Annotated in this window: 26 protein-coding genes and 1 riboswitch; of the genes, 15 read left to right on the top strand and 11 right to left on the bottom strand. The window is 45.4% G+C overall.

Features of this window, described 5'->3' with window-relative positions; all coding sequences use genetic code 11:
• The first annotated feature begins 6 nt into the window (after positions 1–6).
• The 7 genes from N2245_RS10410 to asd all read left to right on the top strand — a co-directional run bounded on the left by N2245_RS10410 (position 7) and on the right by asd (position 8,302).
• Positions 7–1,515: an alpha,alpha-trehalose-phosphate synthase (UDP-forming) gene (locus N2245_RS10410; RefSeq protein WP_494536664.1), complete on the top strand. Its 1,509-nt coding sequence runs from the start codon at positions 7–9 to the stop codon at positions 1,513–1,515.
• A gap of 2 nt (positions 1,516–1,517) precedes the next feature.
• Complete coding sequence (otsB, locus tag N2245_RS10405) at positions 1,518–2,321, top strand: trehalose-phosphatase (RefSeq protein WP_494536663.1); 804 nt, start codon at positions 1,518–1,520, stop codon at positions 2,319–2,321.
• 14 nt (positions 2,322–2,335) lie between these two features.
• Positions 2,336–3,289 carry an ornithine cyclodeaminase family protein gene (locus N2245_RS10400; protein WP_494536662.1) on the top strand — a complete coding sequence of 318 codons (954 nt, stop codon included), beginning with the start codon at positions 2,336–2,338 and terminating at the stop codon, positions 3,287–3,289.
• Positions 3,290–3,350: 61 nt separating this feature from the next.
• Positions 3,351–3,453: riboswitch (SAM riboswitch) on the top strand.
• Positions 3,454–3,578: 125 nt separating this feature from the next.
• On the top strand, positions 3,579–4,730 hold the full coding sequence (gene metX / locus N2245_RS10395) for a homoserine O-acetyltransferase MetX (RefSeq protein WP_494536661.1): 1,152 nt from the start codon (positions 3,579–3,581) through the stop codon (positions 4,728–4,730).
• 34 nt (positions 4,731–4,764) lie between these two features.
• The gene (locus tag N2245_RS10390) at positions 4,765–6,171 is read left to right on the top strand and encodes an aspartate kinase (RefSeq protein ID WP_494536660.1); all 1,407 of its coding nucleotides are present in this window, start codon (positions 4,765–4,767) and stop codon (positions 6,169–6,171) included.
• Between the two features lie 2 nt (positions 6,172–6,173).
• Positions 6,174–7,250, top strand: coding sequence for a homoserine dehydrogenase family protein (locus N2245_RS10385; RefSeq protein WP_494536659.1), 1,077 nt, complete (start codon positions 6,174–6,176; stop codon positions 7,248–7,250).
• 5 nt (positions 7,251–7,255) lie between these two features.
• Positions 7,256–8,302: an aspartate-semialdehyde dehydrogenase gene (asd, locus tag N2245_RS10380; protein ID WP_494536658.1), complete on the top strand. Its 1,047-nt coding sequence runs from the start codon at positions 7,256–7,258 to the stop codon at positions 8,300–8,302.
• A gap of 1 nt (position 8,303) precedes the next feature.
• Here the strand turns inward: asd and N2245_RS10375 are convergent, their stop codons facing one another.
• Positions 8,304–9,263, bottom strand: a complete 960-nt coding sequence (locus tag N2245_RS10375) for an MBL fold metallo-hydrolase (RefSeq protein ID WP_494536657.1) — start codon at positions 9,261–9,263, stop codon at positions 8,304–8,306.
• 89 nt (positions 9,264–9,352) lie between these two features.
• On the opposite strand from N2245_RS10375, the gene N2245_RS10370 reads away from it, so the two are divergent.
• Positions 9,353–9,511: a hypothetical protein gene (locus N2245_RS10370; protein ID WP_494536656.1), complete on the top strand. Its 159-nt coding sequence runs from the start codon at positions 9,353–9,355 to the stop codon at positions 9,509–9,511.
• Positions 9,512–9,578: 67 nt separating this feature from the next.
• Here N2245_RS10370 and N2245_RS10365 read toward each other — a convergent pair whose 3' ends face one another.
• Positions 9,579–10,463 (bottom strand): alpha/beta hydrolase, encoded by an 885-nt coding sequence (locus N2245_RS10365; RefSeq protein WP_494536655.1) that lies wholly within the window; start codon positions 10,461–10,463, stop codon positions 9,579–9,581.
• Between the two features lie 82 nt (positions 10,464–10,545).
• Between N2245_RS10365 and N2245_RS10360 the strand changes: the two genes are divergently transcribed.
• Positions 10,546–10,752, top strand: a complete 207-nt coding sequence (locus tag N2245_RS10360) for a hypothetical protein (protein WP_494536654.1) — start codon at positions 10,546–10,548, stop codon at positions 10,750–10,752.
• A 33-nt stretch (positions 10,753–10,785) separates the two neighbouring features.
• Here N2245_RS10360 and N2245_RS10355 read toward each other — a convergent pair whose 3' ends face one another.
• From N2245_RS10355 to N2245_RS10325, 7 genes are all read right to left on the bottom strand, one after another.
• Entirely contained in the window at positions 10,786–11,148 is a 363-nt protein-coding gene (locus N2245_RS10355; protein WP_494536653.1) for a hypothetical protein, read from the bottom strand.
• 58 nt (positions 11,149–11,206) lie between these two features.
• On the bottom strand, positions 11,207–11,827 hold the full coding sequence (locus N2245_RS10350) for an SCO family protein (protein ID WP_494536652.1): 621 nt from the start codon (positions 11,825–11,827) through the stop codon (positions 11,207–11,209).
• Positions 11,815–12,705 (bottom strand): sialidase family protein, encoded by an 891-nt coding sequence (locus N2245_RS10345; RefSeq protein ID WP_494536651.1) that lies wholly within the window; start codon positions 12,703–12,705, stop codon positions 11,815–11,817. Before N2245_RS10345 ends, N2245_RS10350 begins: the two co-directional genes overlap by 13 nt.
• A gap of 90 nt (positions 12,706–12,795) precedes the next feature.
• Positions 12,796–13,446, bottom strand: a complete 651-nt coding sequence (locus tag N2245_RS10340; RefSeq protein WP_494536650.1) for a dienelactone hydrolase family protein — start codon at positions 13,444–13,446, stop codon at positions 12,796–12,798.
• A 2-nt stretch (positions 13,447–13,448) separates the two neighbouring features.
• Complete coding sequence (locus tag N2245_RS10335; protein WP_494536649.1) at positions 13,449–14,108, bottom strand: phosphoribosyltransferase; 660 nt, start codon at positions 14,106–14,108, stop codon at positions 13,449–13,451.
• A 52-nt stretch (positions 14,109–14,160) separates the two neighbouring features.
• Positions 14,161–14,793 (bottom strand): CPBP family intramembrane glutamic endopeptidase, encoded by a 633-nt coding sequence (locus N2245_RS10330; RefSeq protein WP_494536648.1) that lies wholly within the window; start codon positions 14,791–14,793, stop codon positions 14,161–14,163.
• Between the two features lie 19 nt (positions 14,794–14,812).
• Positions 14,813–15,154, bottom strand: a complete 342-nt coding sequence (locus N2245_RS10325) for a (2Fe-2S) ferredoxin domain-containing protein (protein ID WP_494536647.1) — start codon at positions 15,152–15,154, stop codon at positions 14,813–14,815.
• Positions 15,155–15,229: 75 nt separating this feature from the next.
• Here N2245_RS10325 and N2245_RS10320 point away from each other — a divergent pair, with 75 nt between their 5' ends.
• Together N2245_RS10320 and N2245_RS10315 are read left to right on the top strand one after the other, a co-directional pair.
• Positions 15,230–15,850: a YbhB/YbcL family Raf kinase inhibitor-like protein gene (locus N2245_RS10320; RefSeq protein ID WP_494536646.1), complete on the top strand. Its 621-nt coding sequence runs from the start codon at positions 15,230–15,232 to the stop codon at positions 15,848–15,850.
• Between the two features lie 87 nt (positions 15,851–15,937).
• Positions 15,938–17,149: an NAD(P)/FAD-dependent oxidoreductase gene (locus tag N2245_RS10315; protein WP_494536645.1), complete on the top strand. Its 1,212-nt coding sequence runs from the start codon at positions 15,938–15,940 to the stop codon at positions 17,147–17,149.
• Between the two features lie 40 nt (positions 17,150–17,189).
• Here N2245_RS10315 and N2245_RS10310 read toward each other — a convergent pair whose 3' ends face one another.
• Positions 17,190–18,311: a glycoside hydrolase family 130 protein gene (locus N2245_RS10310; protein WP_494536644.1), complete on the bottom strand. Its 1,122-nt coding sequence runs from the start codon at positions 18,309–18,311 to the stop codon at positions 17,190–17,192.
• Positions 18,312–18,657: 346 nt separating this feature from the next.
• Between N2245_RS10310 and fdh the strand changes: the two genes are divergently transcribed.
• The 4 genes from fdh to N2245_RS10290 are packed head-to-tail and all read left to right on the top strand — an operon-like array spanning position 18,658 to position 24,388.
• Positions 18,658–21,777, top strand: coding sequence for a formate dehydrogenase (gene fdh / locus N2245_RS10305; RefSeq protein ID WP_494536643.1), 3,120 nt, complete (start codon positions 18,658–18,660; stop codon positions 21,775–21,777).
• Positions 21,778–21,781: 4 nt separating this feature from the next.
• A complete protein-coding gene (locus N2245_RS10300) occupies positions 21,782–22,594 on the top strand; it encodes a 4Fe-4S dicluster domain-containing protein (protein WP_494536642.1) in 813 nt (270 codons plus the stop codon).
• A gap of 13 nt (positions 22,595–22,607) precedes the next feature.
• The gene (gene nrfD, locus N2245_RS10295) at positions 22,608–23,591 is read left to right on the top strand and encodes an NrfD/PsrC family molybdoenzyme membrane anchor subunit (RefSeq protein WP_494536641.1); all 984 of its coding nucleotides are present in this window, start codon (positions 22,608–22,610) and stop codon (positions 23,589–23,591) included.
• Positions 23,588–24,388: a TrmH family RNA methyltransferase gene (locus N2245_RS10290; RefSeq protein WP_494536640.1), complete on the top strand. Its 801-nt coding sequence runs from the start codon at positions 23,588–23,590 to the stop codon at positions 24,386–24,388. The genes nrfD and N2245_RS10290 overlap by 4 nt, the downstream gene beginning before the upstream one ends.
• Here N2245_RS10290 and N2245_RS10285 read toward each other — a convergent pair.
• Positions 24,383–25,060 (bottom strand): HAD-IB family phosphatase, encoded by a 678-nt coding sequence (locus N2245_RS10285; RefSeq protein WP_494536639.1) that lies wholly within the window; start codon positions 25,058–25,060, stop codon positions 24,383–24,385. The genes N2245_RS10290 and N2245_RS10285 overlap by 6 nt on opposite strands.
• Positions 25,061–25,154 lie beyond the last annotated feature (94 nt).

Here is a 25,154-nt window from a genome sequence, read left to right as displayed (position 1 = left end):
TGCCTAATGTATTCTTCGTTAGATAAGCCCGATAAGCAAAGGATAGATAGACTGCTTGAGAACACCCACTTAATACTAGCCTCTAATAGGGGACCATTTGAATTTGAGGTGGTAAATGGAGGTTACAGTAAGAAGCGTGGGGCTGGCGGAGTAGTCACAGCTGTAAGTGCAATAAGCAAGTACGCGCATCCTACTTGGGTTGCCTGTGCTATGACCAATGGTGATAGGCAGGTAGCAAAGGAACATGGCGATACTACGATAGTAATCGAGGAGGGTGACGTCAGCTACAGGCTACGCTTCGTTTTGCTTGATGGGCAGGTATACCATTGGTACTACAACGTTATAGCCAATCCTCTTCTCTGGTTTATCCATCACTACATGTGGGATACGCCAAGAGAGCCCATGATAGGGTCTGAGGAATGGCAAGCTTGGTACGAAGGTTATGTGGTTGCAAACAAAGCTTTTGCAGACGTTCTATCGCAGGAGATAGAGAGGTCCGATAAACCTCCTATAGTTCTGATTCAGGACTATCAGCTGTACCTTGTCCCAGGCATGCTAAGAGAGAAACATCCAGATATAGTTATTCAATTCTTCCTTCATATACCTTTCCCAGGATCAGATTATCTCAGAGTACTTCCAGTTGAGATGAGGCAAGCGATAGTTTCATCCCTGCTTGCCTGTGACATAGTTGGCTTTCAAACTAATCGTTCGGCTGTTAACTTTTTGAGGGCCTCTGGCACTTTTGTCCCCGGAGTCAGGGTTGATTATGATCTAGCCAGTATCAGGTACAGAAACAGGACTACGCTTGTTCGTAGATATCCTATTAGTATTGATACTGAGCACGTATCACGCCTTGCGCATAGCGAGCAAGCTGACAAGGAACTTGAGTTCCTTAAACCGTACTTTGGTGAAAAGAACATACTTAGAGTCGACAGGATAGAACCTAGCAAGAACCTACTAAGGGGCTTTGAAGCTTATAGCCTTATGCTAGACAAACACCCAGAGCTAAAGGAAAAGGTGAAATTCTTAGCAATGCTAGTGCCCTCCAGAAGCAGTATCCCCGAGTATAGTAGATACCAAGATGAGGTTATGGCGGCGATTGGCAGGATCAACATAAAACACGGCACAGACTATTGGAGACCTGTTGAAGCCTTTATCGGGGATAACTATGTACGTGCCTTAGCTGCCATGCGTTACTATGATGTCCTTTTAGTTAATCCTCTAATAGATGGAATGAACTTAGTTGCTAAAGAGGGCGTCCTGGTGAACGAGAGAGATGGTGCCTTGGTGCTTTCGGATGGCGCAGGTGCTTTTGAGCAGTTTGCGCCACTACCACTTTCTGTCACTGCTGCAGACATACTAGGCACGGCAGAAGCTCTCTATAAAGCCCTCACCATGCCGATTGAGGAAAGAAGAGAGCTCTTGACACGCCTTAGGGAATGTGTGATCAACGAAGACGTAATTGCCTGGCTTAATAGCCAGCTCATAGATATCAGTTGGTTGATTGGAGCATAGCTTTGATCAAGAGTGTTCGTGATCAGTGGAATAGAGCGTTGGATATCTTGGGAACTAAACCCTCAGGCTTGATAACAGATATAGATGGCACAATTAGCGAGCTTGTAGCACATCCTGATGAAGCTGTAGTAACCGAGGAAATTAAACAGGCGCTAAACTCACTTGCTAAGAAACTGAGTGTAGTAGCGGTAGTTACAGGCCGTTCTGCCCCTAAAGCTATATCTATGCTTGGCACATCTGAATTGTTAGTAGTTGGTAACCATGGTATGGAGTGGGCTGAAAACGGCAGGATAGAAATCGCACCAGAGGTCAAACCCTATATAGATAAGTTGAACGAGGCTTTGGATAAGCTCTCTTCTGAGATAAAGATCCCTGGAATGCTAATAGAGAATAAGGGTGTTACTGCTGCCATCCACTATAGACAAACTGAAAATCCAGATGATTCTAAGAGCGCTATACTTCCAAAGCTCTCAGATCTTGCAAAGCATTACGGACTAATTCTGACCGAAGGCAAGATGAACTTTGAACTTAGACCGCCAGTAAACCTTAACAAGGGTACTGCAGCGGTCAGGATAGCCGAGAGTCATAAACTCAGATCTTGTCTGTTCATGGGTGATGATGTAACGGATGTTGACGCTATTAGATCTCTTAGAGATCTGGCTAACACCGGTAGAATTGCTTTTATGAGTATAGCGGTGCTATCGGGTCAGACACCGCAGGTTGTGATTGATGAATCTGATATGTCACTTGATGGGGTGGAGGCAGTTGCAGAATTTTTAAGGTGGCTTGACTCATCTATCAGATAGGAGTTTCATGAACTATGACCATCCTGCTGCGTGAAGATGATGTGAACAGACTACTGGATATGAGAGATTCCATCCAGATTATGGAGGAGCTGTTTGGCTATCAAAACTTGGACACACCAAGTGTACAACCACGTAGGCGGGTCGCTACAGGTCATGGAACGCTCAACCTTATGTTTGCATCTGTGCCAGCTAGAAACGTGTCAGGGCTCAAGTCCTACATTGTTACTCCACACGGCGTGAGATTCACCGTATTGATCTATGACAACTCCTCAGCAGAGTTACTAGCAATGATTGAAGCAAATCGTCTAGGCCAGTTGAGAACGGGGGCAGCCACCGGCGTAGCTACAAAGTATATGGCCCGAGAAGATGCTGGTACTCTTGGTCTAATAGGGGCTGGATACCAAGCCGAGACCCAGTTAGAAGCTATTGCTGAAGTAAGAGATCTAAGACGTGTGTTGGTTTTCTCTAGGAACTATGAAAGGGCTAAGGACTTTTCGCAGCGTATGAGTAATCGGACTGGCTTAGATATACAACCTACAAATGATTTATCTGAAGTCTCTATGTGTGACATTGTAGTGACTGCTACTAGCTCGCAACAGCCCGTCCTATTCGGAAGTAATCTATCTGATGGTGCGCATGTTAATCTTGTGGGCTCAAATTGGATAAGTAAAGCTGAGGCTGATCTCGAAGTACTACTTAGAAGCACCTCTATAGTTGTAGATTCTCTTGAATCTGCAAGGATAGAAGGTGGAGATCTTGCTCATGCTATAGATAGGGGGGTGCTTTGGTGGGAGCGAGTCTTTGAGCTATCGGATGTGGTTACTCGTAGATTTGTTCCTAGGACTTCTGCTTCCGATATCACACTATTCAAGTCACACGGTATAGCAAGTGAGGACGTCATCATGGCTCACGAATGTTACCTCAGGGCTATTAGGAAGGGTATAGGAGAGGATATAGAGCTGAGCTGATATTCTTGACGAAGTTTATAGGCTGTGATAATATCTTTCCAACAACTGAATAATTTCGCCGGCCTTATCAAGAGAGGTGGAGGGAGACGGCCCTGTGAAGCCCGGCAACCAGCGCCTAGGAGCGCCAGGTGCCAATTCCGGCGAGGTCACTCGCAAGATAAGGGGTAGCGGCGAACCATTAAATGAAAAGTTACCCCTTGCGAAAGCGAGGGGATTATTTTTGCCCTCGTCTTTATCCTCGCCAAGTACCACACCTCACAAAGACAACTGAGTGGTAGGTGTTGCTGTATTGATTAGCAGGAAACAATTCTACACTTTAGCGGAACCTCTGAAACTTTGGAGAGGGGGGAGCCTATACCCTGTTACCATCGCATACGAGACTTGGGGAGAGCTCTCCCCGGCGCGTGATAATGTCATACTAGTGCTGCATGCACTTACCGGTGATTCTCATGCAGCAGGTAAATACAGTGAAGATGAAGATAAATGTGGATGGTGGGATCCTCTTATAGGACCAGGTAGGGCCTTCGATACTAATAGATATTTTGTTATATGCTCCAATGTAATAGGTGGGTGTCAGGGGTCTACTGGTCCATCTTCTATTAATCCCCAGACAGGTTGTCCCTATGCAATGGACTTCCCGATAATAACCATTCAAGATATGGTAGCTGCGCAGGTAGAGCTGCTCAAAGCCCTAGGTATTAACAAGCTGTTAGCGGTTACAGGTGGGTCCATTGGAGGTATGCAAGCAATAGAATGGGTGGTTAGATATCCTGACTGGGTGGAAAATGCGCTCATATTCGGTGCATTACCCAAGACAAGTCCTCAGTCGATAGGCTTCAACGCCGTTGGACGCCAGGCAATAATGATAGATCCGGAATGGAAGGGAGGTAGATATTATCCTTCCCCAGGGCCGGTAGCCGGGTTAAGTGTTGCCCGTATGGTAGGGATGATCACCTACCAAAGCTACGAAGGTATGTGGATCAGGTTTGGTAGGAGGCTTGCAACCCGACCTACAACCCATTCTCCACTAGGAGAGAAGTTTGATGTCGAGGGTTACTTAGAGTATCAGGGTTACAAGCTAACTCAGAGATTCGATGCTAATTCCTACCTCTACCTCACGCGGGCTATGGACTTGTATGATGCCTCCGAAGGTTTTGATTCTGAACTGGAAGCCTACGACAGGATACAGGCAAATATCTTATTAGTAGGTATAAGCACTGACTGGCTATATCCACCCCAAGAGGTGAAGGCGTTTGCTAACCAGCTAAGAGATATCGGTAAAAATGCTGTGTATGAGGAACTGGATTCTATACATGGTCACGATGCTTTCCTTAAGGAATGGGAACAAATGACCCGCATAATTACGCGTTATATGGAGAGTCTGGGTGACGATGCGCATTATGTAACTTCGCCACTGAGCGATGGTGAGCTGATAAAATGATCTGTTCGTAATTCTTGCTTCTGGGAGCTAGTACATGCTCATACTTAAATTTGGTGGGACGAGTGTAGGGTCTGCTCAACGTATATTAGCTGTTGCGGACATAATAAGAGCCAACCTGGATAGGAAGCCAGTAGTCGTGCTGTCTGCCATGAGTGGTGTGACTGATTCTCTGGTAGTTGCGACGAATGCTGCGGCTAAAAGAGATGATGCTACTGTGACGACAATAGTAAGAGATCTCAGAGAGAAGCATCATGCGGCAGCTCAACTTTGTGTGGACGGCTCACTTAGACCAGAGGTTGTTCACAAGATAGATGAGTATATAGATACCCTCGCACGGATACTCTCCGCCTTGTCTTTGTTACAAGAGGCAAGTCCAAGATCCAGAGATCTAGTTGCATCTTATGGAGAGAAACTATCGACAACCTTACTTCATGCTACCCTCACCTCCCAAGGTATACCAAGTGAGATTTTGTCTGCAGAAGCCGTAATCAAGACAGATGATAATTTTGGTGAGGCTATGCCCTTGATGGAGCAGACAGCCACAGCCTCGAGACAGTTAATTCCTCCCTTAATAAAGAAGGGAATAGTCCCAATAGTGCCTGGGTTTACGGGATCGACCGTTGAAGGCGTTACTACCACCTTAGGTAGAGGAGGCTCAGATTATACTGCAACTATCCTGGGAGCAGTTCTTGATGCAGACGAAGTCTGGATTTACACAGATACAGATGGAGTGCTTACAGCTGACCCCAAGGTCGTGCCAAATGCCAGACCTATAAGCCATCTCTCGTACGCGGAAGCTCGTGAGCTCTCCTTTTTTGGCGCTAAGGTTATACACCCAAGGACAGTTTTACCTGCTATCGATCATGGTTTCCCCATAAGAGTTCTCAATAGTTTTAACCCCTGCTTTGCTGGGACTATCATAACAGCTGAGGGAGAGAGGACCGGACAACCAGTAAAATCTATAGCTTACACTAGGAATGTCTGTATAGTCACAGTGGAAGGATCTGGAAGGCCTGGTGGCCCCAAGGTCGCCGGGAGGACTTTGAATGTACTCGAGCGTCTGTCTACAGATGCGTTCCTGACAAATGCTTCCTCCCCGGAGCAAAACTTGAGCTTTGTACTGCCCACCGAAAGAGCTAATGCGGTAGTACGTGAGCTGACCATAGAGTTTGCAGACGAGATCCGGCGGGGGGAGATCAGAAGGATAGACATGCAGGACCGTCTTGGAGTCTTCTCTTGTGTTGGGGAGGGGTTGGGTGAGACTTCTGGTATAGGTGCACGGGTCTTCACGGTTCTAGGCAAGCTAGGTGTCAGCGTACACGGATTTGCTCAAGCTCCATCTGGAACTAGCTTTTCGTTCGTTGTGGACTCCGAACAGCTTGATGAGGCTGTGAGGGGCATGCATGAAGAATTCATAGGGAACATGGAGCCTGTAGGTTAGCTATGAAAAGCGTTGGAATATTCCAGCTAGGACTAGGCAAAGTAGGTAAATCTCTTATTGATTTGATAATTGGGAATCAGCACAGATGGGAGAGACTTGGATGGGAGGTCCGATATGTTGCTCTAGCTGATTCTAGTGGAGCTCTCATCCCTTATTCTCCCTATTTTTCCTCCGAAGATTTAATGGAGATAACTTCGTATAAACTTAGCGGTAGTAAGCTGGCCTATTTTGGTAAATACCAGTTTTATGATTCGCTGGACGCAATTGAATCTATCCCCAACTATGGCCTCAATGTGATGATAGACTGCGCCTCTAGTGAGCATACCTTACCCATAGTTCTCAAAGCACTAGAGGCTGGGTGGCATGTCTTACTTTCGAACAAGCAGCCCCTAGCGGTTGGCCTCGGCGAATATTCTAGGCTTGCACGCTACTCGGACCACTTATTATATGAGGCAACTGTGGGAGCTGGTCTACCGATTATAAGTACCTTGCGTTCTCTCCTTGATTGTGGTGATAGTGTAGATTACATCCAGGGAGTTTTCAGTGGCACACTTGGGTTTATATCTTCGAAGATCTCATCGGGAAGCACTTTTTCAGAAGCCTTAAGAGAAGCGGTCACTCTCGGATACACCGAACCAGACCCTAGGGATGATCTGTCTGGCATGGATGTGGCCAGGAAAGCATTAATCCTAGCCAGGTCACTTGGTAGACAGATCGAGATGTCGGATATCAAGTTGAGTTCTTTTATTCCGGATCTGAGCTATGAGGAATCGGTGGAAGAATTCATGAATCGTATAGAAGATTATGATCAATACTTCCAGCAGCTGTCTGTACAGGCTGCGCAGAGCAAGCAAGTAGTCAAGTATGTAGCTCGTGTTCCTGTTGACGGAGATGTAACTGTTGGTTTGGAAAGCTTGCCGGCTTCTACCGTATTCGGGAGTGTCTCGGGTCCTGATAACGTATTCGTCTTCTCCACACGGAATTATAGGGACAATCCTATCGTGGTCATAGGTCCAGGTGCTGGACCTGTACGTACGGCAATGGGTATAGCCAGTGATCTCCTTAATCTAATGAGGTGAGGTAGATGTCTAAGATCGGGGTTGGTGTTCTAGGTGCAGCCGGCATGGTAGGGCAGCGATTCCTGCAATTGCTGCAGGATCATCCGATGTTTGAAGTTGTTCAGCTGTTTGGTTCTGATAGAACAGCGGGAAAGAAGTACGGTGAGGTTGTCAGATGGCAGATGGATACGGATTTGCCATCTAAGATATCTGAAATGGTAGTAGAACCCATAGACCTTAAAAATGTGAATTGTGATGTGCTGTTTTCGGCACTCCCCACGGAAGAGGCAAGAAAGGTTGAACCTCAGCTGGCACAGAAGGGTTACAAGGTGTTCACCAATGCTAGTGCCCTTAGAATGGACCCTTATGTTCCCCTTATAATACCCTTTGTTAACCACGACCATATTCACGCCATAGAGGAGCAACGTAAGCAGTATGGTTGGAAGGGGTTCGTAGTAGCTAATCCAAATTGCAGCTCTACCCCAGTAGTCATATCCCTGAAGATATTGCATGAGATGTTCGGGGTGAAGAAAATAATTGTGACTACATTACAGGCTGTTAGTGGTGCGGGATACCCCGGAGTACCTTCCTTGGATATATTAGGCAATGTTATTCCCTATATCTCTAGTGAGGAGGAGAAGGTAGAAACCGAACCTCTAAAGATGCTGGGGGCATGGGAAAAGCCTGATTTCAAGTACGCAGATATATCGATAAGTGCTCATACTAATAGGGTTCCTGTGAAGGATGGCCACCTCGTTACCATCTCTGTCGCATTTGATAGACCCGTGAATCAACAGGAGATATTAGATGCTTGGGAAAACTGGCGACCACCTGTCATGAGCTTGAATCTTCCGTCACTGCCCCTTAGGCCTCTTATTTACAGACATGAGGATGACAGACCTCAGCCTATAAAGGATGTGATGACCTTGTCAGGGATGGGAACTGTGGTGGGCCGGCTAAGATCATGTAAAGTGCTCGATTGGAAGTACATAGCTTTAGCGCATAACACAATCATAGGTGCGGCTGGGTGCTCGATTCTGAACGCCGAGCTTTACTATGCGACATATTGCTAGCTTAGTATGTGGCTTTGACTTCCTGAATGTATCCTTGCTTATAAAAGTATCGAAGGAAGCCCTGTACGTCCATTTCATAACCAGAGATAAGCCTTAGAGTATCGGCTATAAGTGGGTCCTTGTATGGTGACATGTTAATCTTGCTTAGTGCGTATGCCTCCAAGTCTCTAGCCAATTCTGGCACGTTTACTTCCTTCTTGTTGTCCAATTTGTCCAGCAGATAATCTCTCCAATCGAACAAAGATCGTTCGAGGTTGTCCAAATGTTTATCCACATCTTGAAACTCCCCAAAATGCGTTAGATATAGCTTAGAAGGTTTATAGCTCTTAAGGATATCGATGCTTTCTTGCCACTTCTCAAGGTCAAGATCCGGTGGGGGAGTAGGAGGTAGTGGTGCGCTCATCTCGCTCAATCTGACGCCAGCTACATCACCGGTGAAGAAGGCATCAGACTGCCTATCTATATATGTTACGTGATGAGAAGCATGTCCAGGTGTGTAGAGGACTTCGATTGTTCGATCTGCCATTACCAGTTGATCTTTGTCTTTTAGGCTAACGATCTTACTCTCCTCGACAGGTATTACCTCTCCCCATAGGTCTTCCATAGCATTTCCGTATACTCTCTTGGCACTCGCAAGCAATCTCTCAGGATTTGCCATATGAGGTGCGCCAATCTCGTGAACGTAAAGCTTGGCATTCGGGAGCTGCTTGAGAAGCAATCCGGCACTACCTGCATGATCCAGGTGTATGTGCGTGACTAAGACTCCGCTTATAAAGTCTCTTGCTATCCCTAACTCTCTGACGCCTTCAAGCAGGTTGTGAAGCGTTGTTGAAGGTCCGCACTCTATCAATATTGCCTCGTAGCTGCCAATTAGTAGATACGATGCTATAGCTCTGGGCGTATTTTGGAACATCAAATCTATTATCCATAGGTTCTCGTCCAACCTCTTGCAAAGACTCAATGTTTTTCCTCCATCATTCGTTGTCGCGTGTTATTATTGATTGGTAAAGTCTGTAGAATATATGCGGTATCTTTGTAAGGAGGACACCGTTGTCTTACTACGATCGTACATCTAGATATATCGTATTGGCAGTCGTGATCCTACTTTTCTTGGTAACTATATACATCACCTTTCTGATGCCTCACAATACTGGCCCTGCACCAAGTAGTGTACCCTCTCCTGGGCAAGTAGCTCCTTTCATAAGGTAGAGATATTTTTCTACTATTTCGGGGACGGTAGCAGTTAGATTAGGACCAGTAGGAAACCTGGTCCTTTCTATTCTTGAGAAGCATGAGTTTCAAGGAAGTCAACCACTCTGTTAACATACAACTCTCTGTCCTGGAAATATGCACCACAGTGTCCCACATTTGGTAATACCCATAACTCTTTTGGATCTCCAGCCGCTTCATAAAGTGCAATAGAATCTTCTGAACTGCAGAGATCGTCACATTCTCCATGTATGAGCATGATAGCTCTTGGAGATATCTTCCTCACCTCTCGAATAGGTTCGACTTCATCTATGTTATAGGGCAGAAATTTTTCTGCTAGGTTCACGATTGGAAATGCGGGTAAGCCTGTCTTGCTTCTGAAGTATCTTCTAATAACCTTTTTCTGTGAGGCGAAGGACGAATCAGCAATTACTGCCGATACTCTTTGATCTCTTGCTGCTGCCATTATTGCTATTGAGGCCCCCATCGAGTAACCAATAAGAGCTACAGGTAACTGGTGAGCTTTCCTGGATGCAAAATTAATAGCAGCCAAGGTATCTTGGGTCTCATAGTAGCCCAGGGTGTTTATATAAGGGTCAGAATCACCTCTACCTCGATAATCAAACATCAATATATTCATCCTATGACGCCAAAGGGCACCAGCTATTCCCAAACAGTCTGACTTGCGTCTTCTATGTCCAGCAAGCGTTATGACCGTCCTCTTAGCCTCAGGGTGTGTGATCCACCATCCTTTGAGCCGTATCCCATCCGATGATTGAATAACAACGTCTTCAAATGGAATCCCCAGCTCCCAGGGAGTCATTGTGCGAGGATCATAGTAGGATGGCGCTACCATTCTTCTTGCTAGCTGGCGGGCACCCAAAGTCATAAGGACTGTTGCTCCTATTGGCACACTTATGAGCATGTTTATCTTAGCTACTTTGCCGGCCATTCCTAGTAAGGATTATATCACTGACTCTGTGGCACTGCTCTTGCTTTCTAAGCTAGAGAGTAAGTTTATTAGGAGGACAAGCATGTCGCTCACAGATCCAAATATCGTTGATACCGAACCCAATCCTGTTGATGAGAGCCTTCCAGATACAGGACAACCTGACAATGCTGATGCAGGACTAACCGGATCTGGAGATGTGGATATTGATGCTACTCCAGAGCGCGAAGAGCCTCCTGAGGAAGAAATGTCGGATGATGACGTAAAGGTAGACAGAAATCTTGGGAGCTAGTTGCAGCTTCAAAAATAATATTTTGAGAGCTATTTATACAGTAGAAAGCCAAGACGGAGGCGTTGCCCAGTCGCTGGCTTCTACTGCATTTATATCCACATATAGGGTTATGGTCTGTTCATCTACTTGATACACAGCCTGATGGGGAATGTACAGCGTTGGCTTGTCCGCGCTTCCTTCCACCTCAACTACGGCATCAGGTATTCCCTCCCTCTCATCTATACTTAGCTCCGTAGTATCCTCAATTTCTCTCATCCCTACCTGGGCTATGCTATGCCGCTCTCCAGTAGTGTCTTGACCGAAATGCACAGCCCTGACCTTGCCAAGAGTAGTCCCATCAGAAGTCTTGACCTGCATGCCTTCCTTGACCATATGGAAAGTAGTAGGATCTGCCATTTCCTTCTCCTAGGTATTTTTATAGTTTATAAGTCAAAACTCAGAAGGGGTCAATCCTCTAACTTGCTAAACCTCTGATGTGCTGTAGCATAAGGTCACTCATATTTGGCCCTTGCCAACCAAGCGGAGTATATACATACCATCTCTTATTGCCTTGCTGGTCTATGATAAATATCCCGGGTGTATGTATGATTTGTCCACCGTATTTCTGGCTTTTCTCAGACAATACATTGTAGTTCTTCCAAACTGACCTTAGAGTAGATGGGCTACCATTCAAGAAGTGGAAGTTGGATATCTCCTCTAATCCCCACTGCCTTATAGCTTTGTTTATGTCCTTTTCACTGGATACCTCAGGATTAACGTTTATTGCCAGAAATACTACATGGTCTCTCAAGCTTCCTAAGTTTTGGTAGGCCCTTTTAATGTCCTGGGAGGTCAGAATACATATGTCAGCACAGTGGGGATCCATGAATGACAATACCACTATTTTCCCGCGAAGGTCAGATAGCTTTATTTTTCTACCATGTTGATCGACCAAGCTAAAGTCAGGGGCATTGCCAGAAAGTTCTGTCCCTGCGTATTGTTCTGAACCATTCCGAGCTAGTGGTTTAGTACACGAAACTGTAAGTATTGATAATAGCATAGCTAGATATATGATTTTCGAGGCTAATTTTGCCACGATAGCCCTCCATCACGGCTTACGTAGACGTTGCCTTGCTGATCTAGCACCGCAAGCATGTTTGATTCTGGGTCTCCTACTGCTACGGAGATAATGAGACCATCAGTGGTTAGTGGTATTTGTTGCCAGCCTGATGAGGTTAGTTTCCAGAGGCCAAGAGATGTACCAACGTAGAGTATGTTGCTATTTGGTTGTAAGTTGATATCCATAACTACGCCACCTGGACTGCTGATTGTTCTCCAGCTGTGCCCCCCATCTTTACTTTCCCATATTTCAGAAGCTACTCCAGCATAGATTTGCTTGCTGTCTTGAGGGGCTATAGCTATGCTCGTTATACCACCCTCACTCCCTTGAGGTGCTCCAGTCTTTTGCCAAGTACTCCCTTCGTCACTGCTTACGTAGATGCTTCCCTGCGAAGACGCGATGTATATGTACCTGCCATCTTGAGATGCAGCTATATCTTCAATCGATACGGATGCTGGGGGTTTAATTAGCTTCAGATTATGGGAGCTGTCGAGGAAGTAGATGTTTTTCTTTGTTGCGAAGTACATAGAATTATCAGGTAAGGGACAGATACTTATAATGTTTGCTATTTCAGACGTTAACGCACCCCAGTTCTTACCGCCATCTTGGCTTATCATTAAGCCACCCCCAAATCCAAAGTAGACATTTGTATCGGAAATAGCCACTACTCTAGGTTCATCAACGGCAAAGTGATGAGTGGGTACTGCCTGCTCCTTTGAGGACTGCTGTCTTGCTAGTATGAGGTTACCTAAGGCCAGTCCAACTAAGGCACCCAGTATGGCGGTGATACCTATATAGAGCATGAATTTGACGCGTTGAGAGGTAAAAATCTTGGATCTGGTGTTTACTTCCAACTCTTGATCTATATACTCCTGACCGACATAAATTATCCGTCAGGAAATTGTAGCATCTGGAGCCAAAAGGTATTGAATAATACGGAATTGCTATAGATATTTCAGGAACCAGTCTCTAGCTAGATCTGCAACCACCTCTAACTTACCGGGCTCTTCAAATAGGTGACTAGCGCCTTCTACTATCTCTAAGCTTTTAGCACAAGTCAATTTATCAAATGCTCTTCTATTCAGTTCTATAACTGGGTAATCTAGGCTTCCTACTATCAGCAGAGTCGCAGCCTTCACCTGCTCGAGGTAAGGTTCCGCTAGATCCGGTCTACCTCCTCTTGAGACGACGGCTCCGATATCGTCAGGGTTTCTGGCCGCCGTTATTAGGGCTGCTGCAGCGCCGGTGCTTGCTCCAAACAATCCTTTGTTGAGTCCTACTAGGTCGTCTCTAGTTTTTGTCCAATACAGGGCAGCTTCAACTCTACTGGAGAGTTTGGGGATATCGAATCTCAGTTGGCTACTTCTTAGATCTATAACCTCTTCCTCAGAGCTAAGTAGATCCATTAGTATAGTAGCTAAACCTGCGGCATTTAGACGCTCAGCCACAAACCTATTTCTGGGACTAAACCTGCTGCTACCGGTGCCGTGTGCGAATATAACCAATCCTCGCGGATCTGAAGGTATACATAGAAAACCCCTAAGCTGGGTGCTATCAGCTAATATAGTTATCTCCTGTTCACCTAAGGTGTTCACAGCTACATCTCTCCCTTGCTTTGAGCCTGTTCTTGGGTCGATTCTATTAGCCGTTTGACCTCCTCATCCGATATCTGCCTAAAGTCACTGTACCACAAGCCAACTGCCCCAAGCTCCGAAGGAGTTAGTAAACATACTAGCTCGTCTACTAGACTACGCATGATTGGAATGGCTTGTGAGGCGCATACAGGTATTGCCAGAATTATCTTCTTAGGATTCCTGCGTCTGACTGACTCTATTGCTGCTCTAGCCGTTACGCCTGTTGCTAGGCCATCATCTACTATAATCACAGTCTTACCTTCGAGAGGAATGTCTGGTCTCCCATCTCTATACTCCTGTGTCCTTCTTTGTAGCTCTTGAGCTTCCTCTTGAGATACTTTCTCTACATATTCGTTGCTAACTCCGAGGAGTCTTATCAATCGGTCGTCCAGGACCCTTATACCTCCTGGTGCTATTGCTCCTATACCTAATTCGGGTTGACCTGGAGCACCTAACTTGCGGGCTACTAGCACGTCCATTGGTACACCTAGGTAGGTTGCTATCTCGTAACCTACCGGTACTCCTCCTCTTGGTAGCGCTAGTATTACTACGTCCCCTTGTCCCTTATATAGAGATAGCTTCTCAGCCAGCTTTCTACCTGCTTCGGATCTGTTTCTGAACATGATCTTTTCCCCTGGTAGATTTTGTAGCAAGGTAGATTCCAAGGAATCAGCATTATTGTAGATATCTGTGAGCTTCTGCGTCCTTAGACTTTGTCTTTACTTTCTGTTCTTTCAGAATATGTTCCATCCAAGGACCAGCGCTCAACAAACCAGATGTAGCGAAGGCGTGTACTATCATAGGAGCTATTAAAGACTCCCCAGTTATCAAAAATAGGCAACCAAACAGGAAACCAGCAGCAGTGACACCCGCTACAGCTTTGCTTCCCCATTTGGCAGGTATGTGGTAAGCACCAAATACTAAAGTAGATATAAATAATGCGGTTGGATTGCCTATGTAGTTACCCAATAGCCCAATCATGATGCCCCTAAAAACCAGTTCTTCTGCAGGTGAGTTCAGCACGCAGTAGTATGTTGTTTCAAGTAGTACATCAGGGGTTGTAGGACTGGAATTCCATTTAAGGATCTTTACCCGGAACACCCAACTTACTACGCCCATTATGATGCCAATCAATATAGTTGGTACTAAGGGGTGTACACCGCTAAAGTACAAGCCAATGTCCCTTGCGGATAAAGGGGTGGCTAAAATCAATGCTGCTGGGATAGCTATCATTGGGACTATTCGAAACGGGAAATCCCACTTCATCCAGCTTATGGAATCTTTTACAGTAACTTTTCTGCTGGACATACTAGTACCTGGTATATTGCTAGCCGAATAGCTTATCGAGATAGTTGTTTATGTCTTGTCTGTAGGTCTCTCTTTTTCCGAGATCCTTTGTTATCCATTCCTTGATTGGATTACCATGTTTGAGATGTTCTCTAACTATACGTTGAAGCCTCTCTGGAGTGACACCACCATACCAAATCCTGTCGGGATAGATGATCAGTGTAGGGCCTAACTCACACAGTTTACTGCAAGCTGCTGGACGAAGAAGGACATCTCCTTCTAAGCCTTCGTCTCTTAGAACCTGTTCTAGCATTGTAATTAATTGGGATGTGTTGCGTTTGGAGCAATCAGCTCCAGCGCAGATGGCTATGCTATATTTCATGTCTTTTTTCCATTACATAACTTAGTTAGATTATACTACTAACAGCTTGTGCATTGCCCCTCGGGTGAGAGTTGTATGTACGACTTCACAATCATAAAATCTACAAAGCTACCAGTGTACATCAGGCGTATAACTGATATTTTAGTAATACTTGGTTTTCTACTGCTTCTAAGTTGCATGCCGGGGGCTGCTCGAGAGGATACCTTCCCTCAAAGTAATCTGGAGAAGATAGAAATCACTAGTCCAGATTTTGATCAGGAGAATTCGAAATTAGTGATACCCAGAAAATTCACCTGCGATGGAGAGGATGTATCTCCCAACTTGAGGTGGAAAGGTGTACCTCCCAAAGCTCAGAGCTTAGTGTTGATCATGGATGACCCTGATGCTCCTGGTCGTATATCTCCATGGTCGCATTGGGTCATGTTCAACATTCCTGCAACTCAAATTGGCTTGCCTCAAGCTTTACCTAGAAATATTAGGTTGCCTAATGGAGCTATACAAGGAGTAAATGACTTCAAAGAGCACGGGTACCGGGGCCCTTGTCCTCCTAATGGCACTCATAGATACTACTTTCATATATATGCCTTAGATATCAGGTTGAATCTTAGCTCTAATGCCACAAGAGATGTCGTACTGAAAGCAATGAAAGGACATGTGATTGCTTACGGAGAGCTGGTAGCGAATTATAGCAGGTAGCTCAAGTTGTTATATTATTACGAAATTCTTCATCGATAATACCTAGATCTGCTGCTATAGTAGCAATCTGCTTACACATGGAGGAATATGACTGATAAAAGGTATGTAATAGTAGGAAATGGCATAGCTGGGACGACCTGTGCTGAAACTCTGCGCAAGCTTGACCCTAATTGCAAGATTACTATAGTCGCCGCTGAACCATACCCACTATATAACAGAGTGGCTCTTCCCAGGTTTTTGAAGGGGATAGTTAGAGAAGAAAAGGTATTCATGCGTACCTTTGAGCAGCACAAGGAAAGGGGCATAGACCTGCTCACATGCACTGTTGCCCAACACTTGGACACTAATGAGCAGTTACTATACCTGGACAATGGGAAGGTACTTCCTTACGACGCTCTTCTCATAGCTACAGGTGGTAGGCCCAACAAACTGCCTTGTGAAGGTGGAGATCTCCCCTTCGTATTTAACTTCCAAACAATGGATGATACGAAGAATATCATCAGGGAGGCTACTGAAGGAAGATCGGGGGTTGTAGTAGGAGGTTCATTCATCTCCTATGAGCTTGCTGAAGGTTTTGCAATACGCGGGCTTAAGACTACTTGGATTATGAGAGGCCCTAGGTTTCTTCGTAGAACTTTAGATGAAGAGGGTGGAGCTATAGTGCATGAGCTTGCTAGGGAGCATGGAGTAGAAATTATCTACCAAGATGAGGTTGAAAAGATAGTCTCAGATAATGGCGTTAGAGGGTGTGTGATTACCAAGAAAGGGCGTGAAATCGATGTGGACATCGTTGGGGTTGGTGTAGGGCTTACTCTGAACACTGATTTTCTGCAGGGAAGTCCTATAAGAATAAATAGAGGGGTTGTAGTGGATGAGTACCTTAGGACCAACATAAATAATGTATACGCTGCCGGTGATATAGCTGAATTCTACGATGTTATCATCCAGAGCTACAACATCATGGGAACTTGGGATAACGCGCTCTCTCAGGGTAGGGTAGCTGCAATCAATATGGCCGGAGGTAATGAGGTCTATAAGGAAGTCCCTACCTATACCAGCCCGCTGTTCAATTCTAATATTGCAGTTATAGGTGCAACTCCTGAGATAAATCCAAATCTGGAGTATGTAGTAAGGGCGGACATAGATTCTAAAGAATATAAGAAGCTATTCTTTATCGAGGACAGACTAGTAGGAGCTATCACGATTGGGAGTCCAAGAGGAAGAAAGAGAATGATTAGTATGATTCTCGCCGGAGAGAAGATAGAGGGACCACGAGAGAGCTTACTCGATCTTAAGTAGATTAGGTAAACTTGGGGAGGTATAACCTCCCCAAGTTTACCTATACACATGCAGCTACTGCCTTATCTTTCTCTAATTCCAGTTTTTGGGGTACGTACAGCTTACCCACGCCAATACGCGCATCGGCCATGCCATAGTACACATCAATGCGATCTGGCTGTCCAAGATCTATCCTTTGATCGACGGCCGTTGGGAATACGACGTTGTTTACAATTCCCTGTCTCTCATCCTCCGTTGTAGGCTCGAGGATAGGCATCTTGGAGCGATATATAACTTTAGTAGGGTCGTCTCTATCTAGTACCAAGGCTCCTGCTGCATAGTAGACATTTGGTTGTAGGTCTACACCTTCTATGATTTCGCCACTAACTCCATGGAACAGGGTTAGCCAGCCATGTTTGGTCAGTATAGGGGGAGTCCCCCCACCTATCTTTAATGCTTCCCAGGATTCTTGTGGGACAGCGAGTAATCTGTGATTAGAGAAGTGAGTTAGGCCCCTAAGATCAGAACCTATCTTATCCACTGGGCAGTAGGAGATCCATATACTTGGCCTCGAGTCTTCTATACCTTCTGGGAGCACTTGATAAGGTGGTGCTCCCCAAGGTGCAACATCGTAAGTTGGCCTATGAATGAGAGCTATAGAATCATTCCCATCGGGGTCCTTAATAAGCTCTGGGAATATTAGTGCATCCTTATTGGTGTAGAAGTCAAACTCTACACCTCTAGCCGGTGAAAACTTGGCGAGGCCAAGCCTCTTCCACTCGAATAGGTCCTCAGATACAGCTAGGGCTATTCTTGGTCCCAAGGGTCCATATGCAGTGTAAGTCATAATGTACTTATCTAGGTAGGTTACGAAGGTAATCCTAGGATCTTCACATCCCGCCGTTCTAGGGTTCTTCTCATAAGAGGCGGTAGGCTCAAGTACATAACCCAAACGTTCGACAGCCTTGGGATCTCCCTGATCGTCAAATATAACCTTAGCTATGCCGATCCTAGAGTAATTCTTCTCTGCTACTATTCTTGGGAAGATATATAGCTCTCCATTCCGACTCCTAGCTGCTGCGGGATTAAGAACCCCCCAAGCTTCATCAGGGTTATTAGGGTCGGGCTCCATTATTACTCCGAGGCGTTCTATGCAGAAGAGAGGCTTTTCTGTCACGGTCACTTAACCGCCTCCTAGAATTTGAATAATGCTCCAACAGGAAATAACATAATCGTTTGTATTTTGTTTCCTATTTGACACAATAATCCCCTACGTTTGCAAATGGTTGATAACTGATCTCTTAATATATTTACGTTTTTTAAATTCTTAAGTTTTCTCACAGTTACCATTTTTGATCTCAGCCACATTTCCCCTCATATGGCAAGATTTATGCTTGCTGCTTAACTGGGGAAGTGCTGGCTGCTGAGCAACAATTATATCGGAAAGCCTTTCTAAATTTTAGGATATTTATATAATCAGCGCTAGTTATGCTGAGTGTTCTGTACTGGAGGATAAGAGGAGATCCGATATGAACTTTCTACAGAAAATATCTGAGAGGGTAGGTATTTCTCCTAATGCTGTAAGTAACCAAAGCAGGCGCTTATACCCAAGAATTAGAGACGCGCAAGTTACAGTGAGTGTTTGTCCCTATTGTGCCGTGGGTTGTTCACAGCTCGTTTACCATAAAGATGGCAAAGTAATTGATATAGAGGGCAACTATGCAAGTCCTATTAATGGTGGGACCCTATGCCCTAAAGGAGCAGCCACTTCTGGTCTCATCAATAGCCCTATGAGGATTAGGAAGGTCAAATATAGAGCTCCTTTTTCTGATAAGTGGGAGGAGAAGTCCCTCGAATGGGCACTGGACAGGATAGCTCAGCTAGTGAAGGAGACGAGGGACCGTACTTTTGAAGAGTATGATTCCTCTGGCAGAAGAGTAATGCGTACCCTGGGTATAGGACATCTTGGAGGGGCTACGCTTGATAATGAAGAAAATTATCTCATCAAAAAGCTATTCACCGCTGGGTTGGGTATTGTAGCGGTAGAGAATCAAGCTCGTATATGACACTCTAGTACAGTGCCCGGTCTGGGTGCTCGATTAGGCAGGGGAGGCGCAACTACCTTTCAGCAGAGCTTGGCAGACTCTGACTGTATAGTCATTATGGGTTCCAACATGGCTGAGAATCACCCAGTAGGCTTTAGATTTGTCATGATGGCCAAAGAAAGGGGTGCAAAGCTCATACATATAGACCCCAGATTTACTCGAACCTCCGCTCTGTGTGATATTCATGTACCTCTTCGGGCCGGAAGCGATATAGCGTTTCTTGGAGGACTCATCAACTACGTGCTGAACCACGATAGGTGGAATTCAGACGATTTCTTTCAGACCTATGTACGTCACTATACTAATGCTGCAGCAATAATAGATGAGAATTTCAAGGATACAGAGGATCTGGGGGGGCTATTCTCTGGTTATGATCCTGATTCGAGGTCTTATGATGCATCTTCCTGGAAGTACAGTGGAGAAGGTTTACACTCTTCCCCGGTAGATCATGAGAGCCACACAGGCGAGGCACATGTAACTGGCTCAAAGGATACTGCTTCAGATAACTCTGAGTTCGACTTGACTATGCAGCATCCTCGAAGTGTGATGCAGATTCTGCGCAAGCATTTCGCACGTTATACACCTGATATAGTTGCTGAGATATGTGGAATACCTCAGGATCTGTTTATCAAGGTGGCTGAGACCATACTAGAGAACAGCGGTAGGGACAAGACCACTGCTTTCTGTTATGCGGTGGCTTGGACTCAGCATACTACTGGTTCTCAGATGATAGGCTGCTGCGCTATATTACAGCTACTGCTAGGCAATATAGGTAGGCCAGGTGGGGGCATACTAGCTCTAAGAGGTCATGCAACCATTCAGGGATCTACCGATATACCTACTCTCTATAATCTTTTGCCCGGTTACCTTCCAATGCCCTCATCCGAGACCGATGAGGACCAGACACTATCTGGATATATATCGCACTACCAAACTCAAACAGGTTGGTGGTATAACCTTCCGAAGTATATCATCAGTCTATTGAAAGCCTATTACGGTGGTAATGCCAACGCACAAAATGATTATGCCTACGATCTACTGCCACAGATAGGGGAGGATTACTCCTTTGAAGCGATGATTCCTCTCATGCGTGATGGTGTAATGAGAGGTCTATTCTGTTTTGGTCAGAATCCTGCTGTTGGGGGGCAGAACTCTCGCCTTGCGCGCCGAGCTCTGGCTTCTCTAGATTGGCTAGTTGTCAGAGATGTTCACGAGATAGAGACTGCATCTTTCTGGTACGCCTCACCTGAGGTTAAAAGAGGAGAGCTTAGGCCAGAAGAGATCCCAACCGAAGTATTTTTATTACCCGCCGCTTTACCACCTGAGAAGGATGGGTCATTCACCAATACCCAACGTTTGGTGCAGTGGCACGATAAGGCTGTAGATCCTCCAGATGATGCACGATCAGAGACTTGGTTCCTTTATCACCTAGGCAGAAGACTAAAAGATCTCTATGCAAGCGATGACTCCCCAAAGGGAAGACAAATCTCGGCCCTCACCTGGAATTATAGTACTGAGGGGGATTTGCAGGAACCGAAGGTTGAAGATATCTTGTACGAGATCAATGGCTATCGAGTCGAAGATAGAAAACTTCTTGGGAGCTTCGAAGATATAAAGGATGATGGTTCTACTGCATGCGGTTGCTGGATATATTGTGGAATAACCCCTGAGCATGGTGTAAACCGGGCTAGAAATCGTGATGCTGATGATAAGGCTTCACTTGGTTGGGGTTTCTCATGGCCTGCCAATAGACGTATTCTTTATAATCGTGCATCGGCCGATCCACAGGGCAAGCCCTGGAGTGATCGAAAGAAGTGGGTATGGTGGGATGAGGCGCAGAAGAAATGGACCGGTTACGATATTCCGGACTTCCCAATCAATAAAGACCCATCTTATACTCCCCTTGAGGGTGCTAAGGGTGTTGATGCTCATTCAGGGGATTCTCCATTCATAATGATGTCTGATGGCAAGGGATGGTTATTTACGCCCAAGGGGATGAAAGATGGTCCTTTGCCCACTCACTATGAGCCAAAAGAATCACCATATCCTAACTTGTTATATCCTAATCATCCGGTCAATCCTTGCGCTGTTCTCTTTGAAAGACCAGATAATCCTTATCATGCTATAGAAGATCCTGCATTCCCGCATATATTAACGACCTATAGACTAACCGAACACCATACAGCTGGAGGCATGACTAGGTGGATACCTTGGTTAGCAGAGCTGCAACCTGAAGGATTTGTGGAAATTAGCCCAGAGTTGGCACGAGAGATAGGTGTAATTACGGGGGACTGGGTTGTGTTATCGACCGCCAGGGGAGAGGTAGAATCTAGAGTCCTGGTTACGGCTAGGTTGCAACCTATAGTTAGAGACGGCAAAAGAATACATCAAATAGGCATGCCATGGCACTTCGGATATGGCGGCCTTGCAAGAGGAGCATCTGCTAACGATCTTAGCGCGCTTATTGAAGATCCTAACTCACGTATTCATGAAGCAAAGAGCTTCACCTGTAATATTCGCAAGGGCAGGTTAGACAGGAGATAGTACGATGTCTGTTGGTAGCTTACAGTCACCTGTTGGGTTTCTTACAGATACCACTCTATGTATAGGTTGTAAAGCTTGTGAAGTTGCCTGTAAGCAATGGAACCAGCTACCAATGGATGGTCTCACTTGGACTGGGAATAGTTATGATAATACTGGGGATTTAGGGGCCTATACCTGGAGACACGTTGAGTTTATAGAGCGATTTCAGGAAGATATCCCCAGGGCTTCCGACATGCCTCCTTTTCAAAGCCACTGGCTTATGATGAGTGATGTATGTAAGCACTGTGCTGTAGCTGGCTGCCTTGAGGCATGCCCCACAGGTGCTATTATCCGCACAGAGTTTGGTACCGTTTACATTCAGCCTGACATATGCAATGGATGCGGGTATTGTGTCCCTGCTTGCCCGTTTGGAGTCCCTGATATCGGCGCATACGATGGTATATCTCACAAATGCACCCTATGTTATGACAGACTCAAGGATGGTCTTGAGCCAGCATGTGCTAAGGCGTGTCCTACTGATTCTATTCAGTTTGGCTCTTACATTGAGCTGAAGGAAAGGGCCAAGAGACGGGTAGAGCATCTCCATTCACTGGGCGTGACTAGTGCCTACATATATGGCGATGAAAACTTCGGTGGTACGAACGGTATACAAGGCTTATATGCCATGTTCATTCTTACCGATGAACCTGAAGTGTATAACTTGCCAAGGAGCCCAGAACTTCCTCAGAAAAAAGTTCTGAGAGGTTACTTGTCTGGGCTACTGTTTTCAATCTTGATGATGGTGCTGACTACCTTGTCCTTGAAGAGACGAAATTGATGGAGCTTATACTATGACGGAGATACAGCTTAAAAGGAAGGCTAATGATAAAAATAGAAGTCGAGACGTAACTTATTATGACAGACCTGTAATACACAAGCCCCATTGGGGATGGCTTATTATCACATACTTCTTTCTCGGAGGCCTCTCTGGCGCTTGCTACCTGATTGGCTTGATTGCAGACCTTGTGAGGTTTGATGTAACTGGACGTCTTGGCAGGGTTTGTAGGTATATATCTTTATCTTCGCTTATACCTTGTCCCGTGCTTCTCATATTTGATCTGAAGAGACCTGAGAGGTTTCACCATATGTTGAGAGTGCTTAAGCTACGTTCCCCGATGTCGGTTGGTACGTGGGTACTATCTACGTATGGTCTACTATCCGGGGCTGTGACTACGGCCGATATATTACATAATATATTCCCTCAAGGTAAGATCAATAGATTCCTTCGTACGTTAGATCCTATATTATCTCTTGCCAAGGTAATGGCAGGTTTACCTGCGATGTTTATGACCTTCTATACCGCCGTGCTCCTTGCGGCCACTGCTGTACCAGTATGGACAAAGAGAGCTGCGATCTTGCCTTTGGTATTTGTATCTTCTTCTTTTTCCTCAGGTTTGGCAGTTGCTTCCCTAGTTACTTCCATTACAAAAATGTTTGCTGCCAATAAGGCGTTAGTGTCGCTTCAGTTGTGGATGGTCCCTATTGACTTGATAGTCAAGCTATTCTTTGAGCGAACTCTTGTGCGTGCTCTTAGGTTCTACTTAACGGATGGCAGGCTAAAGCTTGTAAACTTGCTAGGGATTAGAATAATAGGCGAGATCTTCCCTCTCTCTTTGCTACTCATAACACGTCTTAGGAAGGCAGATAATCCTTGGATAGTTAGGATATCTTCCATGATGATATTGTTAGGCGCGCTGGCGTCCAGATACGTCGTGGTCAAGGCGGGGGAGAAATCTGCTGTTGATCCTAAGGCCGTCTTCGAGATTACTAGATGATGCAGATAAAGAGCAGGGATAACGCAAAGATAAAATTCCTCAGAAAGCTTAGATCCAGGAAGTTTAGGGAGCAATCTGAGCTGTGCTATGTAGAAGGCATAAGGCAAGTTTACTCCGCATTCGAGGAAGGTTTCCATTTTGAGTTTCTTATAGTATCTAGTGATCTTCTTAGAAGTGAACACGCCTGGAAATTAGTGAATGATCTTATCAGTGAGGGGGTCCAAGTAATAGATGTTGAACAGAATATTTTTAAGTCTATTAGCCTTAGGGACAATCCACAGGGTATAGCTGGCGTCGTCCGGCAGAGGTGGTATTCGCTAGAATCTATAGATCCTAAGGAGGGTCTTTGTTTATTAGCCCTGAAGGCCGTGCAGGATCCTGGTAATATTGGATCCATACTACGCACTGCTGATGCTGTAGGTGTGAGATACGTAATACTTTTGGGGGACTCTGTTGACCCTTACGATCCTAATTCTGTGAGGGCTGGCGCAGGGGCTACGTTCACTGTAAGGCTGATTAAGACCTCTTTTGAGCACCTGCTTGATTGGAAAAATGCTCACCAAATACCAATCGTAGGGGCTGTTGGAGGCACACCATTGGATTACAGTCGAGTAAATTACCCGTATCCTTGCATACTTCTCATGGGTAGTGAAAGACAAGGATTGGACTTGAGAGAGCAAAGCTTATGTGACATGCTCGTAAGCATACCAATGGTGGGTAAGGTTGACTCTCTAAATCTAGCTGTGGCTACTTCGGTCATCTTGTACGAGATATTTGATCAGAGGTCTAGGTTATAAGCTAACTTTGTCTATCTCGTCTTCTTTCAATCTTTGTCTACCCAGTATCTTCTGAAAGTCTGTGCAGATATCATAAAAGCTTTCAAACGGATGTACCTTTAGACCTTTTGAGAGTGCATAGCTTAGTAAAGGCTCTAATGCCCAAACTCTATCTGCCACCTCTGCAGCTCTTCTATCGGATGTACCATTTCCTATGAACCATATCTCATCATACTGCTTGCGGTGATAGTTGATCACAGCTTCCTTAAACTCTACCTCCCCATCGCGGTCAAATGGGCTAGGAAGAGAGAGTAACCATTGTCCATCCACATAGTCGTCCACCAGCGAATAGACGGGGATGTCCAAATTCTTTCCTAATACGCTGTATATGTAGCTTCGCAGTCCGCCACTGACTATTGCCAGATGGAGGTTATATCCCCGACAGCACTCGATAAATTCTTCCCAACCTGGGCGAATCTTTGCAGTTCTTTTGACAAACTCGTTAATCTCATGCGGTGGGTTAGGTACGTGTGAGAACTGCTCGCTCATGTTCTCCAATATAGAAACCTTTCCCTGGTCGAATTTCTCTTCTATTCTTTCCCAGTCAGCCGTAGAGAACTCCTTTAGTATCTCTATGCCCATATCTTGCAGGGTTATGGTGCCATCGAAATCGCAGAGAACCGCAATTTTCATATTTCCTCCTGGTATAGGTTTTGGATCAAGCCAGTATACCAGCTATTACCGGCGCCACTTGAGTAAAGCGAACACTTGAGTTATCCTTATGCAA

It is taken from the genome of Thermobaculum sp. T2p (genome assembly GCF_059335935.1).
The sequence above is the reverse complement of the archived record's forward strand: the minus strand, read 5'-3'. Positions and strand labels throughout refer to the sequence as shown.